This is a genomic window from Ruegeria sp. R14_0 (assembly GCF_017743975.1).
Taxonomy (GTDB): Bacteria; Pseudomonadota; Alphaproteobacteria; order Rhodobacterales; family Rhodobacteraceae; genus Ruegeria.
Genome location: NZ_JAGHRC010000001.1, coordinates 481,495 through 498,663 on the forward strand (window position 1 = coordinate 481,495; position 17,169 = coordinate 498,663).

Genomic DNA, 17,169 nt, shown 5'->3' on the forward strand with positions numbered 1-17,169 from the left:
GGAATGCGGGTGCGAGGACGCGAAGTCCGAAAATGAAAAGCCCCGGCGCAGAGGCCGGAGCTTTGGTATTTTAACCTGCTTTCGCCAGGTTCCGTAGGACGTATTGCAGCACGCCGCCGTTTTCGATGTACTCGATCTCGGGCGCGGTATCGATCCGGCATTTCAGCGTGATTGTCTTCTCAGTACCGTCGCCGTAGGTGATGGTGCAGGGCACCTCCTGCAGCGGCTCGACCGAGTCGAGACCGTGGATCGAGACGGTTTCATCGCCCTTCAGGCCCAGCGTTTTGCGGGTGTCACCGCCGGTGAATTCCAACGGGATGACGCCCATGCCAACCAGGTTCGAGCGGTGGATACGCTCAAAGCTTTCGGCAATCACCGCCTTGACGCCCAGCAGCGCAGTACCCTTAGCCGCCCAGTCTCGCGAAGACCCCGCGCCGTACTGTTCACCGCCGAACACGACCAGAGGCACACCCTGCGCCTGATAGGCCATCGACGCCTCATAAACTGAGGTCTGTTCGCCATCGGGGCCTTTGGTGTAACCGCCTTCGACACCGTCCAGCATCTCGTTCTTGACGCGGATGTTGGCGAAGGTGCCGCGCATCATGACCTCGTGGTTGCCACGGCGCGAGCCGTACGAGTTGAACTCGCGCGGCTGAACCTGACGATCGGTCAGATACTTGCCGGCCGGTGTGGTTGTGGCAAACGAACCTGCGGGCGAGATGTGGTCGGTGGTGATCATGTCGCCAAGGATCAGCAGAACCTTCGCACCGTCGATGTTCGAGATGGTGCCCGGTTCGGCCCCCATACCCTGAAAGTAAGGCGGGTTCTGGATGTAGGTCGAGGTCGGCGGCCAGTCATAGGTTTCCTGTTGCGGAACCTCGACGCCCTGCCATTTGTCATCACCTTTGAAGACGTCGGCATACTTGGACTGGAACGCCTCGCGGGTCACGGTTGCTTCGACCAGTTCGGCAATCTCGCTTTGGGTCGGCCAGATGTCTTTCATGAAGACGTCATTGCCGTTCTTATCCTGCCCAATCGGTTCCGAGGTCAGGTCGATATCCATCGTGCCAGCCAGCGCATAGACCACCACCAGCGGCGGCGAAGCCAGATAGTTGGCGCGCACGTCAGGTGAGATCCGGCCTTCAAAGTTGCGGTTGCCTGAAAGGACCGAGGTGGCGACCAGATCGCCTTCGGAAATGGCCTCCGAAATCTCCCGCTGGATCGGGCCGGAGTTGCCGATGCAGGTGGTGCAGCCATAGCCGACAAGGTTGAACCCGATGGCGTCCAGATGCTGTTGCAGACCTGCGGCTTCAAGATACTCGGACACAACCTGCGATCCGGGGGCCAGAGATGTCTTGACCCAAGGCTGGCGGTTCAGGCCCAGCTCATGCGCCTTTTTCGCCACCAGACCGGCACCGATCATCACGTACGGGTTCGACGTGTTGGTGCAGGAGGTGATCGAGGCGATCACGACCTTGCCCGACTCCATGCCGTATTCTTCGCCTTTGACCTCGACCTGTTTGCCCATCGGTCGCTTGAAGGTCTCGGCCATCTCTTTGGTAAAGGCCGCCTTTGCATCGGTCAGGGCAACATAGTCCTGCGGGCGTTTCGGGCCCGAGATCGCAGGGACGATCGTGCCCATGTCCAGCGTCAGCGTGTCGGTATATATCGGGGCGTAGTTCTCATCACGCCAGAGGCCATTTTCCTTGGCATACGCTTCGACCAGCGCCAGACGGTCCTCATCCCGGCCGGTGTTGCGCATGTAGCGCAGGGTTTCACCGTCGATGGGGAAGAAGCCACAGGTCGCGCCGTATTCGGGGGCCATGTTGGCAATCGTAGCACGGTCAGCCAGCGGCAGGCGGTCCAGACCTTCGCCGTAGAACTCGACGAATTTACCAACCACGCCCTTTTCGCGCAGCATTTCCACGACCTTCAGAACGAGGTCGGTGCCGGTTGTGCCCTCGACCATCGATCCGGTCAGTTCAAAACCCACAACCTCGGGGATCAGCATTGAGATCGGCTGACCCAGCATCGCGGCCTCTGCCTCGATCCCCCCAACGCCCCAGCCCAGGACGGCCATGCCGTTGACCATGGTGGTGTGGCTGTCGGTGCCGACCAGGGTGTCAGGGTATGCGACCTCATCCCCATTTTGATCGGTGTCGGTCCAGACGGTCTGGGCCAGATATTCAAGGTTCACCTGGTGACATATGCCGGTTCCCGGGGGCACAACGCGGAAGTTGTTGAAGGCCGACTGACCCCATTTCAGGAACTGATAACGCTCCATGTTCCGCTCATACTCGCGGTCCACATTCATCTGGAACGCGCGCGGGTTGCCGAATTCGTCGATCATGACCGAGTGGTCGATGACCAGATCAACCGGGTTCAGCGGGTTGATCTTTTGCGCATCGCCGCCCAGCCCTTTGATCCCGTCGCGCATCGCGGCCAGATCGACCACGGCTGGAACACCGGTAAAGTCCTGCATCAGCACCCGGGCAGGGCGGTAGGCAATCTCGCGCGCGTTCTTGCCGCCGTTGGTCGCCCATTCGCCAAAGGCTTTGATGTCGTCGACGGAAACGGAAAAACCGTCATCCTCGAACCGCAGAATGTTTTCCAAGACGACTTTGAGCGCGGCGGGAAGGCGCGAGAAGTCGCCCAAACCGGCCTCTTGCGCGGCGGGGATCGAGTAATAGGAAATGGATTTGCCGTTCACGCTTAGGCTGCGGCGTGTTTTGGCAGTATCTTGTCCGACTTTGATGGGCATCTGTGGCCTCCCTCTGAAATGACTTAGGTCTCGGGATTCGCTATGTGATATCTGCATCACCAAAGCCTTTGGTTCAAGAACCAAGGCGATGCGTTGCGCTTAATGTATACCATTGCACACAGAATTTAAGGGGTACGAGAGTCGCATGTCTCAAGAAACCTTGATTGGAGGTTGAGCGGGCTTGCCGCTAAACCAAACGGTACACCCGGCAAAAAACCTGAGACTCGTAATGATCAAATCCGTTCGCGCAACCGCACTTGCTTCTTTCTTCCTTGCCACTGCCGCAGTGGCCGAGAATGACCCGGTGGTGGTTGAATTGTTTACTTCTCAAGGTTGTTCGTCCTGTCCGCCCGCTGATCTGATTATGCACGATTTGGCGCAGCGTGACGATGTGATCGGTCTGGCGTTGCACGTGGATTACTGGGATTACATCGGGTGGAAAGACGAATACGCCGACCCCGATCACACTCTGCGCCAGCGCGCCTACGCCCGCGAGGGTGGGCGGTCGATGATCTATACGCCTCAGATGGTGGTGAACGGTCAACAGGACGTGGTCGGCGCGCAATCGCGTGAATTGGACCGACTGATCGATGACCACCTGAAGGCCGCGCCGCAAGCCTCGGTCACGGCAACCCGGTCGGGCGATGATGTGGCGGTCGAAGTCACGCCGGTCGAATTGCCCGCCGACGAAGCATACGACGTGCGGATTATCCAGTATTCACCGATGCGTCATGCATCGATCCGGCGCGGTGAGCTTGCAGGGCATGAGCTGGACTATGCCAATGTGGTCGAAGACTGGCATCTGGCCGGGCAATGGGACGGGATCGCGCCGCAGGAGTTTACGGTCACTTTGGCGTCGGATCTGCCTGCTGTGGTATTGGTTCAGCGCGCCGGGCATGGCCCGATTGTTGCGGCCACGCGGGTCAAGTGATCAGGGCATGTCCTCGGGTTGAACGCCCAGACCGTTCCATGTTTTCCACCGTCGGTGAATCCAGAACCACTGACCCATGTGCTGCTTCACCATCGCCTCAAGATCATCATTGGTGAACTGAGTCATGGTCTTGGGGTCGGTATGTGGCACCGGGTCGTGCAGGACGATTTCAAAATCCAAACCGTTGGGCTGTCGCACGGCATAGCACGGGATCAGCACGGCGTTGTATTTCATGGCCAGTTCTGCATTCAGCACCGAAGTCACGGCGGGTTTGCCAAAGAACGTCAACTCTTCGCCACCATGTGCGTGCAGATCCGAGACAATCGCGATGATCCCGCTTTTCTTGAGCGAACGCACCATTTCGACCATGCCGCGGCGGCCCTGTTCGAACATGGGTGAGCCGGTCTTGAAGAACGCGTCGACATACATGTCATTGAAATATGGGTTCGCCATGCGGCGGTACAGGCATCCGATCGGTTGGCCGCTGCGCTCTTGCAGAGCGATACGGGCCGCAAGGTAGTGACCAAAATGCGCCGTGATCATCATGATCGGGCGACCTTCGGCGACCGCGGCATCAAAGGCCGCGATGCCAGAACCACTGACCTTGGCGTTGCGCTGGCGTTCGGTGAAGCCTTCGGGTGAAAAATGCTCCATGATCGCGCGACCGGCATTGTCGGGTACGTCGCGACAAATCTGTTTGACCTCTTCCTCGGGCAAATCCGGGCAGGTCAGTTTCAGATTGCTGCGCACCCGCTTGGTGAAGCCGATCAACGGAGACAAGCCCCTTGCAATCGCTCCCATAGTCGCCAGCCGGGTTTCATAGGGCAGCAAACGCATGGCCCCGATGATGCCTTTCATGAACAATCCGGTGATGTAGTATTTTCTAAGCTCTGTGCGGCTTAGTTCCGACTTTTCGACGGGCATATTCTGGTCTCACCGGCTGCTGCGATTTGCCGGGTCAGACATACAAGGCAGAAACCACAACCACAAGCGTTGCAATACGCAAGGTGGGACGTCACTCGTCGCTGTCCTCCTCGATAAGGGTTACGGCGCCTTCATCGACCAGCGTACGAATGGCACCGACGATCTGCGTCATGGCGTCTTCGGCCTCGGAGAGTTTGACCGTGCCGCGTTCGGCGATTTCTTCGCGCAGGTTGTCGGCCATGCGGCTGGACATGTTGGACAGCATGAAATCGACCGTGGCCTTGTCCGCGTCGGTCGCGGCCCCGGCCAACGCAGTCACCAGCTCGGCCTGTTCCACGCCGCGCAGAACCGTAGGGACATCGCGGGGCAGGATGCGCAATGGGATATGGGCAAAGGTGAAGATCGCGCGGCGCACAACTGCGGCAAAATCGGTGTCTTCTTCGTCCAGTGCCGTCAAAAGCCCGTCGCGCGTTGCTGCAGCGGATTGATTCAGGATCGCTCCGACCCGCACGCCAGGACCATCGCTAAAGGCAGTGGCCGGACGTTGATCGAGCTGAGCCGCCAGTGACCAGCCAATCCGCTCGACCGCCTCGGGTGTGATATTTGCCGTCTTGGACACGGCATAAGTGATCCGCCGAGCTATGGGGCCGGGCAGATGCCCCAACAATTGCGCGGCCTTGGCCGTTTCCAGTTTGGACAGCATGACAGCGGCGATTTCGGTACTTTCCGCCTTGGCCATCTCGGCCAGATCTTCGGTTGGAATTTCGTGCAGTCGCTGCCACGGGTCACCGATCTGGCGCACCCCGGCTTCTTTGCGCAATCGGGCCGCGGTTGCGGGTGCGATCCTGTCACTGACCGCATCCAGCGCTCCGGCCAGCCCATGAGGAAAGGACAGGCCGACACTGTCCAGCGCCTCGGCGAACTCATGCGCGACGGATGTCAGTGTCACCCGATCCACAAGACCCATCTGCCCAAGCTGATGGGTCAGCTTTTCCTGCAGATCATCCGGTAACTCTTCCAAGGGAATATCCGCGCCCTCGTTCAACAGAAGGCGCACAACGACGGCTGCCTTCTGCCGACTGCTTAGCGCTTTGGGGACGACACGCGTTGCGTCTGCATCCCGACTATCCGCGACAGGGGCGGCGGCCCCCGGCGCCAGTTGTACCAAAGAGTTTGTGTCCTGCATCTGCCTGTGGTGCCAAGATTCTGTTCCACAGGCAGAGTATCGGGAAACGGGTAAAGAAAGGCTGAACCCTAGTAGCTGTAGGTCAGTCCCGTCTGGATGGCCTCGCGCAAGGACGCTTCGGCCCAGGTGCCTTCACCGCCGCGCGCCTTGATCTCGCGCCACTGAGCGATTGCCAGATCAGTTTTGCCTTCGGTCACAAAACCCTGACCCATGTAGCTGCGGGCCAGAAGGTTGTCGGGATTCGCCGCAATGGCGTCCGAGTAATAGGCGTTCGCCAGGTCAAGTTCGCCCATCTTGCGATAGGTAAAGCCCCAATAGGTCAGAACACGATCGTCGTCCTGATCCATTATACGCAGGATTTCCTGCGCATTCTCGAGCTGACCCTCGTAGGCCAGTTCGCGCACGGCGTCATACAGCTCGTCCTGGGTAAAGTTGGTTTTGTCCGGCCTCACGCAGCGTCCGGCGTCTTTGTCATAGACGCGGCCGAACAGGCACTTCTTGGTTGTATTGGTCGGTTTTGGCGGGCTGCTGCTGTCACCTCCGGCAGCCAGCGCGACCGGCGCGACGGCAAAGGCCTGAAGGGCGATGGCTGAAGCGAGTACTAGGCGCATTTTCCTACTCCGTTTTCGGGGCTTCTTTAAGAAAGCATAGTGCGTTCTTCAAAAAAGCTAACAACCGAACGCTCGCGTTTATTCACGAATAGGAAAATATTTTCTCAGCTGTTCACAATTTTGGCGCATGTTTGGGTTTCAGCATCCCAAAATGTGCCCGGCGCGCAGGATTGAGTTTGCTTGGAATGGCCACTGCAGGCCAATGCAACGGAGGCTGAGCAACCAAGGGCCAGTGCGCAGATCAAAGTGCGGATCATGTCGGTTCTCCTGTAACGGACATTTCCCAACATCATACCCGGTTTTGCCCAATCTGGCAAAAGAACAAGGCCCGGATCGCGCTGTGCGAACCGGGCCTTGCGAACTGTTTGATCGCAAGAGGTTTATTCGCCAAAAACGCGGGCGAAGATCGTATCGACGTGCTTGGTGTGGTACCCAAGGTCAAATTTTTCTTCGATCTCTTCCGGGCTCAGCGCGGCTGTGACGTCGGGGTCTGCCAGAAGCTCCTCTTTGAAATCGGTGCGGTGTTCCCAAACCTTCAACGCGTTGCGCTGAACCATGGCATAGGCATCCTCGCGGCTGACGCCGGCTTGGGTCAGGGCCAGCAGCACCCGCTGGCTCATCACCAGGCCGGGGAACTTGTTCATGTTCTCGATCATGTTCTCGGGGAAAATCAGCATCTTGTCGATCACGCCGGTCAGTCGTGCCAGAGCGAAATCCAGCGTGATCGTCGCGTCCGGCCCGATCATGCGTTCGACCGAGGAATGCGAGATGTCGCGCTCGTGCCAAAGGGCTACGTTCTCCATCGCGGGGATCACGGCGGCGCGCACCATGCGCGCCAGACCAGTCAGGTTCTCGGTCAGCACCGGGTTCTTCTTATGCGGCATTGCAGACGAGCCTTTTTGCCCCATCGAGAAGAACTCGGCCCCCTCCAGCACCTCGGTCCGCTGCATGTGGCGGATTTCGATGGCGATGTTTTCGATGCTGCTGGCGATCACGCCCAGGGTCGCAAAGAAGGCTGCGTGGCGGTCGCGCGGGATGACCTGCGTGCTGATCGGTTCGGGCACCAGACCCAGCTTGTCGCAGACATGTTCTTCAACCGCAGGGTCGATATTGGCGAAGGTGCCGACAGCGCCGCTGATCGCGCCGGTTGCGATCTCGGCACGTGCGTCGCGCATCCGGGACAGGTTGCGGTCCATCTCGGCATAGAAACGGGCAAAGGTCAGACCCATGGTGGTGGGCTCGGCATGGATGCCGTGGCTGCGGCCGATGCGGACGGTATTCTTGTGTTCAATGGCGCGGCGCTTGAGGGCGGCCAGAAGACCTTCGAGGTCGGCAATCAGCAGATCAGCGGCGCGGGTCAGTTGCACGTTGAGGCAGGTATCCAGCACGTCCGAGCTGGTCATACCCTGATGTACGAACCGCGCTTCTTCACTACCGACATGCTCGGCCAGATGGGTCAGGAATGCGATGACGTCATGCTTGGTAACGGCTTCAATCTCATCAATGCGGGCGACGTCGAATTCCACGTCCTTGGCTTTCCAGACGGCCTCGGCGTTCTCACGCGGGATGACGCCCAGATCGGCCATGGCGTCACAGGCATGGGCCTCGATCTCGTACCAGATGCGGAACTTGGATTCGGGCGACCAGATGGCGACCATATCGGGGCGGGAATAGCGTGGAATCATTGGCAGCGGCACCTTATTGTGATTTGGCAGGATGCAATGCGGCGGGGTTTAAACCCGCGCAGACTAAGGAACAAGGCGTGAGTGCGAATATGAGACGGTTTGCCCTGATTTTGGCCCTTTGGCCCGGATATCTCGCGGCAGAGGAGTTCCGACCGCTGACGGGGGATGAGATTCTGACGGCGCTGTCCGGGCAGAAACTCGATTATGGTGAGGGTATCTGGCAGACCTTTGATGATACGATGCTGACGCAGTATTTTTCGGGTCGCCCCAGTGCAGGGCGCTGGGCGGTTCGTGAGGATCGCTATTGCTCGCTCTGGCCGCCGTCCGATCTTTGGGCCTGCTACGACGTGCAACAAAGCGGCGATGTGATCCGGTTCGTGGACGACAGCGGTGACACCACGGACGGGGTTTTCTCGGACTGAAATCACTGGACAAGTCAATGCCGTACGGGTCAACCTGACTGCGATCATGTAATCAGGTTATTTCAATATGCGGATACAATTCATCTCGGCGCTGGCAATTTGCGTCGCGTTTTGGACGGGAGGAGGCCCGGCATCAGCGGATACTCCGGTCACCTATACTGACAATGGGCGCGCACTGTTCAGCTTTTCGGTGCCCGATTTCTGGGCGCTGCGTACAGGCGGCCCACGTGAGATCGAGGACACTGAATTGGGAGACCCCCGCGCGGTTGCCCGCGTGATGGGGTTGCGGCCTGTTACAGATGATAGCGCCTGGATGGGCTTCGTATCGCCGGTCGGTGTCGCCTCAATCGACGATGGGCTTCGGTATCTGCAGGATATCGACAAGTTTCTGGTCAAAGACCCAACCGTGACCGGGACCAGTACGACGCGAATTGGCGGCCTGCCTGCGCGCGTGATCCGGGGGACTGGTATGCGCGAAAGGCGCGGCGTGAATTTCACCGCGACAGTGATTGACCTGCCAAACGGCCGGGTGGCAGTTGCCGTGGCGATCCTGCGCGATGGGGCCGATCCGGCGTATGTGGACGACCTAAACGCCGTATTTGCGTCGTTCCGGTCCCTACAGTGAGGAGGCGCAGATGACCCGTAAACTGATAAAACGCGCAGTCCTTGCCCTTGGATTAGGGGCGGCCAGCCTGACGCTGTCGGCGTGTGATGGCGTGACCGTCGGCGTGGGGTACGGGTATGACCCGTTCTATGACTCGATGCTGTGGAACGACTATTACCACGACGTCAACGTGGATATTGATATCGATCGCCCGGATCGTCCCCGGCCGCCTGACGGGCGTCCGCCGGCGCGTCCGGTTCCGCCTATCGCGAAACCACCGAACAGACCGCCTGTATCGCGGCCGCCAAACCGGCCCCGACCGCCCGTTGCGCGGCCTCCGGTCGCGAGACCACCGATCCACCGCCCTGCAGGGCGGCGTTGAGTCGCAAGGTCAGTCCAGCAACTCGGTCGTGATCTTGGCTGACGCTTCCAAGGTCCGGTGTACGGGGCATTTGTCCGCGATCTCCAGCAGGCGCGCGCGCTGATCCGCGGTTAGCGCGCCTTCCAGACGAATTTTGCGGCGGAACTGATCGACCTTGCCCTCGCCAGCAAGCCCGGCGTCCTGCGCGTGGACCTTATTGTGGCACACATCGACCGTGATGCCCTTAAGAGGCCAGCGTTTGCGCCGCGCGTACATGCGGATTGTCATCGACGTACAGGCCCCCAGACCAGAAGACACGAAGCCATAAGGCGACATGCCCCGGTCGGTGCCACCATACGAGGCAGGCTCGTCAGCAACCGCGTGGTGTCGCGGGCCCGACTGAATGTCTTGCAAGAACCCTTCGGGGTCCGCTTCGGTCACGCGCACAACACCCTCTGGCGCGCCCGGAGGCGGGGCGGGAGGGCAAAGTTTGACATAGCGTTTCACCCAGGCCGCAATCACATCCGCGGCGTATTCGGCGTCCGAGGCGCGGGTGATCAGGTGATCGGCGTCATCAAGCGTTACAAAGCTTTTGGGGTGTTTGGCCGTCAGGAAAATCGTGCTGGCGTTGTCGATGCTGACGGTCTCATCCCGTGGAGCGTGAAGGATCAGCAGGGCGGCCTTCAGTTCTGCAATCGCCGGGAGCAGAGCCGTCTCGGAGATATCGTCCACGAACGCCTTGCCGATGCGGAACGGACGCCCGCCCAGCGTGACCTCGGCAGAGCCCGCCTGCGCAATTTCCGGTAACGCGTCTTCAAAGTGATGGGACACGTGGCCGGGATCAGCGGGCGCGCCCAATGTCACAACGGCTTTGACGCTGGGAATCCCTGCACGTGCGCGCAGAACCGCGGCACCACCCAGCGAATGACCGATCAAAAGAGCAGGGGCCATGTTGCGGCCTGCCAGATACTGCGCCGCTGCGATCAGGTCTTCGACATTCGAGGTGAAGGTGGTGTTGGCAAACTCGCCACCGGAATGCCCCAACCCGGTGAAATCGAACCGCAGCACCGCAATGCCCATAGCCGCCAGCCGTGCGGCAATCCGACGTGCGGCTGGGATATCCTTGGAGCACGTAAAACAGTGCGCAAACAAAGCCGTCGCCAGGACCGGCCCATCCGGCAAATCCAGTCGCGCGGCCAATTGGTTGCCGTCGTGGCCGGCAAAGGTAATGCGTTCGGTGGGCATGGCAGTTCCTTACTTGGCGGGATGCCCCAATACTGAGTGCATCCTCATGGGCTCTCAACCCTATTGTAAGACGCGTCACGGGAAGGTGAGGATCAGATACATTTTTCAATACTCACAAAAGCGGCTGATTGAATCAATTTATGTGATGCATGCCCCATTAAATATTCGTTTCACTAATTTTCGAAGCACCCCCATGTTGCGGTCACGGCACTTATTCAGCTCAGGAGGCTCACATGGCACATACCGTATCTGAACCCAGGGGCGTGATACTGCGCCCGGATGTTTTAATCGCGATCGCTCTGACCGGGATGATCGGGTTTTCGCTTGGTCAGAATTGGCCGCACATTTCTTCGGGCACAGCGGAAACTGCCGCGCCTATATCCGAGGACTGGCACGGCAATGTCCGGCGGTCGCATTGGCCCGACTGAGACGTTAGCTTAGCCCCATAAGCTGCGGATCAAATGGGTAGGTGGTCAGGTTCTCATACCCGTCTTCGGTGATAAGAACCTGATCTTCCAGCTTAATCGAGAAGTCGCCGCCAACCTCACCAACGGCAGCTTCGACGCACAGGACCATGCCGGGTTCCAACGGATAGTCGTACGAGCCCGCGACAGCCTTGTCGGGGTAAGCCACCAGAGGCCACTCGTCACATAGACCCACACCGTGCATCAGGCAGCCGTATTTCTGCGCCTGAAACTTGTCGTCCAGCTTATGTGCGTTGGCCGTCAGTTCGGGGATCATCACGCCGGGTTTCAACATCTCCATATTGGTCATGATGTGCTCATGCGCGTGCTGCATCGCATACACCATGTCCGGCCGAGGCTTTTCGTCCCCGATCCACCATGTTCGAGAAATGTCGATGCAGATGCCGTAGGACCCGATCAGATCGGTATCGAAGGCGATGATCTCGTTTTTCTGCGTGATCCGCGGTCCGCATTCCTGAAACCACGGGTTGGTGCGCTGGCCCGAGGCCAGCAGACGCGTCTCGATCCATTCACCGCCACGGCGGATGTTTTCGGCGTGCAGGACAGCCCAGATGTCATCTTCCGACGTCTTGCCGTCCCCAACGTTGGCGCGGGCAAACTTCTCCATCTCGGCAACCGCGGTCTCGCAGGCGTGGTTGGCGCAGCGCATGGCAAGGATTTCATCCGGCCCTTTGATGGCGCGGGTCTTTTCGGTAAGCTCTTCGCCCTCCATGATCTCGAACCCCTGCGCCTCAAGCGCGCGCAGGCCGTGCAGCATGATCTTGTCGACGGCCAGACGTTTGTTGCCACCGCCATGTTCTTCGATCAGAACGCGCACCTCGTTCGAGAACACATCTGCGGCCACATCCACTTTGTCGCCGCGATCAAAATAGAAGAGATCCGCGCCCGAGCGCTGTTCACGCACCAGCGGGTTGAACGTGGAAAGGAACGGAGAGTTCTTGTAGTCCCAGATCACCATATACCCATCAGCGCACAAAAGAACGGCTCGGAACGGGTTATGCGTGTTCCACAGCTGCATGTTGGTGCTGTCGGTCGCATATCGGATGTTGAGCGGGTCGAAGACCAGCAGCCCCCCATAGCCGCGATCCACAATGGCCTGGGTCAGCCGCTTCCAGCGGTGCTCGCGCATGCGCGCCAGATCGGGCAGGGCAAGTCCGGCCTGCTCCCATTCGGAAAACGCCAGCTGGGTCGGGCCAATCTCGATCCGGTCATTTTCGTTCGGGGTGCCATCGCCAAGCGTCGCGCCCTTGGTTGGGTCAATTTTGCGGGTATCGCGATAATGCTGATTCATGGCGGCCCTCCCTGCCTGTGCCCAACGTGGAGAATCAATCGAGTGCCGTCTTGAAAAATTGCGACCGCGCGGTCGTCGCTTTTTGACCGACAGGCCGTTTTTCTGATGATAGGTCATATTCATGACCCGTATTCTACAGACCTCGATCCCGTTTAACCCATTGGAAGAGCGTCCCTTGCCCGGCATTCAACCGGCCAGCATGGACAGCTGGTTGCACTGCGACGACGCGTTCGCTGCCCAGATGCAACATCGGGAACAGTTGTTGAGCAGTCGGCGCTCGGATGTTCTGGCGCTGGATCCTGCTGCCATTCCCGCCTCGCAAGAGCTGTTGGATATCGTCCTTGCCCAAGTCTATCCCGGCAGCTCCGATTACGTGACGCGTCCGGACGGGCAGAGTGTTCTGGTGGACCGGGACCGACCGTTGGATACGCTGTGTAAGCTTGTACAAGAGGATTTCTGCATCCTGCAAAAACAGGGCGACGCGCATGTGTTGACCGGGGCGATCCTGTGCTTTCCCGCCAGTTGGACACTGTCCGAGAAATTCATGCGACCCCTGATCGACATTCATATCCCTGTGGACAGTTATGACGAGAACATAGCGCGACGCGTTCAGCGATTGTTTGACGGGATACAGCCAGGGCGCCCTTTGTGGCGCTTCAACGCGCTCTGGTACGAGGATGCTGAGCTGCATCAGCCGCGCAGCGCAAATGAACGTCGCGACCCGCAGACCGCCGGTTCAGCGCAGTATCTGCGTAGCGAGCGGCAGGTATTGCTGCGTTTGCCGCAAACGCAGGCGGTTGTGTTTTCAATTCACACATACGTGCTGGCGGCAGAACTGGTTGCCCAAATGGAAAACCCCGCCTGATGGCGGGGCCTCCAAGGAGGGTCATTGATAATAGGGCTAGAGGCCCAGAGCGCCGGCGACGCCCGCGAGTGCTCCGCTTGTGCTGAGAGCGGAGATCGCGACCGAATACGCCAGCACCTGAGTATTCAGGCGAAAGTCTTCGCCCTTGATCAGGTTGACAGCGGCCAACGAGACCGCAATCGGGACCGACACGCTTGCCACGGCACCCGTCAATCCCCAGCTGGAGAGCCGGATAATGTCACTGGGTCGCTCGTGGTCGAGGGGGGGCGTGTCGTCCCGATCGGTATTCTGCTCGATAGGTTCTGTCCGGAAGGCGATGCTGAGCAACTGCTCATCCGACAGCTGGATCGGCCGGGCTGCTGGTTTCAGCGCCTGTTTTTCTGGCTCATCCAGGTCTTCCGTGTCAGTAACGTCCAACCCGGCAAACGGGCCTGTCACTGCCTCGAAAATCTGTTTTCTGTTGCGCGGCTTACTGGGGGTCAGAGTGTCAAACGCGCTCATGAATTGTTCGACGGTCAAAACGGTATTCGGTGATAGCCATTCAACGCGCTGCGTCGCGCAGACGTCGACCATTCGGTACAGGATCACCACCAGCATCAGTTCAGAGACTTCGCTGTCGTCCAGAAGGGGGGAAACCGGAGTTACGGTTATCGTCAGCCTGTTCTTCGGCAGAGTTACGACCGGTTTCTGGATCGTCTTCAGACCAGCCGTGCGGTTAAGGCGTTCGTATCGGTTTTCGGTATCCACGACGCGGGTGTCCAGCGTCAGGCGTATCAGATACTGACTGGAAACGATGCTGGCTTCGGTGGTGTTCAAAAGGGTTTTGCGCTCAATCAGGTGGCCGTAGTCCTCAAGGGTCTTGGCAACGATATCGCTGAACCGCTCGATCGCGTCCTCGGTCTTACCGCTGAATTGCAGACCACCGTGATAGCTGTGCTTCGGAGTCACTGCGCTGTCCTTTGTCGCATCCTGTCCTGGAAACAATCTAACAAGCGATCTGGGGCAGATTTGGGCAAAAATGGAAAAAAATGAGAAATCGCCGGGATTGATTACGCTATGGAAACCTAGGCTTTTTAGGGGCCGTTTAATGTCTGTGGCGACAATGTGGCCAGATTTTGCCGCATTTGCCCGATTGTCTGGGCGGCCTCATCCGTCGATTCGGGCCGCCATAATTGCGATGGATTGCTGGTAAACCGAGGCCGCGTTCCACTGTTGAATCACCGCGAAATTTGGCTGACCCGGTTGATAGCCACGCCCCGGTTTCCAGCCCTTCTTACGCAGAAAATTGGCGGTCGAGGCCAGTGCATCGGTCATATTGTAAAAATCGACACGACCATCGCCTGTGGCATCTACGCCGTACTTCATCGCATTGCCGGGCAGGAACTGGGTGTGCCCAAGTTCGCCATGTTTTGCCCCTTTTGTGGCTGTCGTAATGCTGCCTTGATCGACCAGTTTCAGCGCTCCGAGCGCGTGGGGAATAAAGAAATCCGACCGTCGGCAGTCGTAAGCGAGTGTTGTGATTGCGGAAACAACCTGACTGTCGCCCATGAAATTCCCGAAGCCCGTTTCCATCCCGTGAATGGCGATCAGAACCCCGGCAGGAACCCCGTATTGGCGTTCAAGCGCGGCATAGAACTGCGGGTTGCGCGCCTTTCGCTTGCGCCCTTGCGAAACAATCGTATCTGCGCCGCGGACACGCATGAACTTGTCCAAAGAGTATTTAAAGCTTTTCTGGTTTCTATCGGCTGCAATCGTGCGTGTGGCATATTGCGTCTGCGCCAACGCCTGCAACCCCTTCCTTTTGACACCCGCACGCTTGGCCTGCCTGGCAAAGTCGCTTTTCCAGGCTTCGAACCCGCTGCCGGTATTGCCGCAGGGGGCGGCCGTGCCCAAGGTTGGTGTGGCCACAAGGAAAGCAATCAGAACAGCGGGTCGCAGCATGGGGTCCTCAGTCTTGTCGGTTGCAACTGGTCTACAATGCGCGTTGGAGATCTGCCGACGTTAACACAGGTTGGATTTCTATGCTTGCATTCAGCGCGGCAAACAGCGGTTCGTTGATAGAAGGCATGCGAGCCTGATCGGCTTCTTCAAAGATGACGATCCCCATGCGTTTGCCACCCTCAAGGGCAAAATAGGCAGCTTCGGCATTCACCTGTTTAACCAAAGCGTCAATCGCCGGGCCAAGCGTGCCGTCCTTTTCGGCCTGATTGCCCTTTTCGACTGGTATCGTGAATTTCAGCATCAGGCGCATCGTTCTCTCCCGTGTTGAGTTTCGCGGAAGGCTCTGACGTTATTGCGCGCCAGTCAAGCGGCGGCGGGTCTGGGAAAAGAAAAGGGGCGCCCGCCCGACGCCCCTTCGAGAGTATTTGTTGGAAGCTGTTGTTTAGCAGCTGTAGTACATGCCGTACTCGACAGGGTGCGGCGTGTGCTCGTAGGTTTCGACCTCTTCCATCTTCAGTGCGATGTAGCCGTCGATCTGGTCTTTGGTGAACACGTCGCCCTGCAGCAGGAAGTCGTGATCGGATGCCAGAGCTTCCAGAGCTTCGCGCAGGCTGCCGCAAACGGTCGGGATGTCGGCCAGTTCTTCGGCAGGCAGATCGTACAGGTTCTTGTCCATGGCTTCGCCCGGATCGATTTTGTTCTTGATGCCGTCCAGACCAGCCATCAGCAGCGCAGCAAACGCCAGGTAGGGGTTCGCAGCTGGGTCGGGGAAGCGGGCCTCGACGCGCTTGGCTTTCGGGCTTTCGGTCCACGGAATACGGACACAACCCGAACGGTTGCGAGCCGAATAGGCGCGCAGAACAGGTGCTTCAAAGCCCGGGATCAGACGCTTGTAGCTGTTGGTCGACGGGTTGGTGAAGGCGTTCAGCGTCTTGGCGTGTTTCAGAACACCGCCGATGAAGTACAGCGCTTCGTCTGACAGATCGGCGTATTTGTCGCCAGCGAACAGAGGCTTGCCGTCTTTCCAGATCGACATGTTCACGTGCATGCCGGTGCCGTTGTCACCTGCGATCGGCTTCGGCATGAAGGTGGCCGATTTGCCATAGGCGTGCGCAACGTTGTGGATGACGTACTTGTACTTCTGCAGCTCGTCCGCCTGCTTGGTCAGGCTGTCAAAGATCAGACCCAGCTCGTGCTGGCACGACGCAACCTCGTGGTGATGCTTGTCGACCTTCATGCCCAGACGCTTCATGGTCGACAGCATTTCCGAACGCAGGTCCTGTGCTTCGTCGATCGGGTTGACCGGGAAGTAACCGCCCTTGACGCCCGGACGGTGGCCCATGTTGCCCATTTCGTACTCGGTGTCGGTGTTCCACGACGCGTCGGTTGCATCAACTTCGTAGGATACCTTGTTGATGCTGTTCGAGAAACGGACATCGTCAAACAGGAAGAATTCAGCTTCGGGGCCGAAGAATGCTGCGTCACCGATACCCGAGGATTTCAGGTAAGCTTCGGCTTTCTGAGCGGTGCCACGCGGGTCACGCTCATAAGCTTCGCCGGTGTCGGGCTCGACAACCGAGCAATGCAGACAGATGGTTTTTTCCGCGTAGAACGGATCGACATAGGCGCTGTCGGTGTCGGGCATCAGTTTCATGTCCGACGCTTCGATCGACTTCCAGCCCGCAATGGACGAACCGTCGAACATAAAGCCCTCTTCCAGGAAGTCTTCATCAACCTGGTCAGCCATGATGGTGACGTGCTGAAGCTTGCCGCGCGGGTCGGTAAAGCGGATGTCGACGTACTCGGCGTCCTCATCCCGGATCAGCTGAAGAACTGCGTCCTTGCTCATGTTTTTCT

17 protein-coding genes are annotated in these 17,169 nt (G+C 58.8%); 6 read left to right on the forward strand and 11 right to left on the reverse strand.

Annotation, left to right across the window (positions count from 1 at the left end; translation table 11 throughout):
• Positions 1-70 precede the first annotated feature (70 nt).
• Positions 71-2,761, reverse strand: coding sequence for an aconitate hydratase AcnA (acnA, locus tag J7416_RS02365; protein ID WP_209222692.1), 2,691 nt, complete (start codon positions 2,759-2,761; stop codon positions 71-73).
• Between the two features lie 229 nt (positions 2,762-2,990).
• Between acnA and J7416_RS02370 the strand changes: the two genes are divergently transcribed.
• A complete protein-coding gene (locus J7416_RS02370) occupies positions 2,991-3,692 on the forward strand; it encodes a DUF1223 domain-containing protein (RefSeq protein WP_209222693.1) in 702 nt (233 codons plus the stop codon).
• Here J7416_RS02370 and J7416_RS02375 read toward each other — a convergent pair whose 3' ends face one another.
• From J7416_RS02375 to purB, 4 genes are all read right to left on the reverse strand, one after another.
• Positions 3,693-4,616 carry a lysophospholipid acyltransferase family protein gene (locus J7416_RS02375; RefSeq protein ID WP_209222695.1) on the reverse strand — a complete coding sequence of 308 codons (924 nt, stop codon included), beginning with the start codon at positions 4,614-4,616 and terminating at the stop codon, positions 3,693-3,695. It abuts the gene before it with no gap.
• Positions 4,617-4,707: 91 nt separating this feature from the next.
• Complete coding sequence (locus tag J7416_RS02380; protein WP_209222697.1) at positions 4,708-5,802, reverse strand: FliG C-terminal domain-containing protein; 1,095 nt, start codon at positions 5,800-5,802, stop codon at positions 4,708-4,710.
• 68 nt (positions 5,803-5,870) lie between these two features.
• Positions 5,871-6,413, reverse strand: a complete 543-nt coding sequence (locus tag J7416_RS02385) for a tetratricopeptide repeat protein (protein WP_209222699.1) — start codon at positions 6,411-6,413, stop codon at positions 5,871-5,873.
• Between the two features lie 380 nt (positions 6,414-6,793).
• Positions 6,794-8,098, reverse strand: a complete 1,305-nt coding sequence (gene purB / locus J7416_RS02390) for an adenylosuccinate lyase (RefSeq protein WP_209222701.1) — start codon at positions 8,096-8,098, stop codon at positions 6,794-6,796.
• Between the two features lie 89 nt (positions 8,099-8,187).
• On the opposite strand from purB, the gene J7416_RS02395 reads away from it, so the two are divergent.
• The 3 genes from J7416_RS02395 to J7416_RS02405 all read left to right on the forward strand — a co-directional run bounded on the left by J7416_RS02395 (position 8,188) and on the right by J7416_RS02405 (position 9,506).
• Positions 8,188-8,520, forward strand: coding sequence for a hypothetical protein (locus J7416_RS02395; protein WP_209222703.1), 333 nt, complete (start codon positions 8,188-8,190; stop codon positions 8,518-8,520).
• 67 nt (positions 8,521-8,587) lie between these two features.
• Positions 8,588-9,145 (forward strand): hypothetical protein, encoded by a 558-nt coding sequence (locus J7416_RS02400; protein WP_247744085.1) that lies wholly within the window; start codon positions 8,588-8,590, stop codon positions 9,143-9,145.
• A gap of 10 nt (positions 9,146-9,155) precedes the next feature.
• Complete coding sequence (locus tag J7416_RS02405; RefSeq protein WP_209222705.1) at positions 9,156-9,506, forward strand: hypothetical protein; 351 nt, start codon at positions 9,156-9,158, stop codon at positions 9,504-9,506.
• 9 nt (positions 9,507-9,515) lie between these two features.
• Here the strand turns inward: J7416_RS02405 and J7416_RS02410 are convergent, their stop codons facing one another.
• On the reverse strand, positions 9,516-10,730 hold the full coding sequence (locus tag J7416_RS02410) for a bifunctional alpha/beta hydrolase/OsmC family protein (protein WP_209222707.1): 1,215 nt from the start codon (positions 10,728-10,730) through the stop codon (positions 9,516-9,518).
• 233 nt (positions 10,731-10,963) lie between these two features.
• On the opposite strand from J7416_RS02410, the gene J7416_RS02415 reads away from it, so the two are divergent.
• Complete coding sequence (locus J7416_RS02415) at positions 10,964-11,158, forward strand: hypothetical protein (protein WP_209222709.1); 195 nt, start codon at positions 10,964-10,966, stop codon at positions 11,156-11,158.
• Between the two features lie 4 nt (positions 11,159-11,162).
• Here J7416_RS02415 and dddP read toward each other — a convergent pair whose 3' ends face one another.
• A complete protein-coding gene (gene dddP, locus J7416_RS02420) occupies positions 11,163-12,506 on the reverse strand; it encodes a dimethylsulfonioproprionate lyase DddP (RefSeq protein ID WP_209222711.1) in 1,344 nt (447 codons plus the stop codon).
• Between the two features lie 121 nt (positions 12,507-12,627).
• On the opposite strand from dddP, the gene J7416_RS02425 reads away from it, so the two are divergent.
• Complete coding sequence (locus tag J7416_RS02425) at positions 12,628-13,371, forward strand: DUF3445 domain-containing protein (RefSeq protein WP_209222713.1); 744 nt, start codon at positions 12,628-12,630, stop codon at positions 13,369-13,371.
• 36 nt (positions 13,372-13,407) lie between these two features.
• Here J7416_RS02425 and J7416_RS02430 read toward each other — a convergent pair whose 3' ends face one another.
• The 4 genes from J7416_RS02430 to glnA form a co-directional block, all read right to left on the reverse strand.
• A complete protein-coding gene (locus tag J7416_RS02430) occupies positions 13,408-14,319 on the reverse strand; it encodes a hypothetical protein (protein ID WP_348540242.1) in 912 nt (303 codons plus the stop codon).
• A gap of 198 nt (positions 14,320-14,517) precedes the next feature.
• On the reverse strand, positions 14,518-15,312 hold the full coding sequence (locus tag J7416_RS02435) for a lytic transglycosylase domain-containing protein (RefSeq protein ID WP_209222717.1): 795 nt from the start codon (positions 15,310-15,312) through the stop codon (positions 14,518-14,520).
• A 31-nt stretch (positions 15,313-15,343) separates the two neighbouring features.
• On the reverse strand, positions 15,344-15,622 hold the full coding sequence (locus tag J7416_RS02440) for a hypothetical protein (protein ID WP_209222719.1): 279 nt from the start codon (positions 15,620-15,622) through the stop codon (positions 15,344-15,346).
• 132 nt (positions 15,623-15,754) lie between these two features.
• Positions 15,755-17,161, reverse strand: coding sequence for a type I glutamate--ammonia ligase (gene glnA, locus J7416_RS02445; RefSeq protein WP_209222721.1), 1,407 nt, complete (start codon positions 17,159-17,161; stop codon positions 15,755-15,757).
• Between the last annotated feature and the right edge of the window lie 8 nt (positions 17,162-17,169).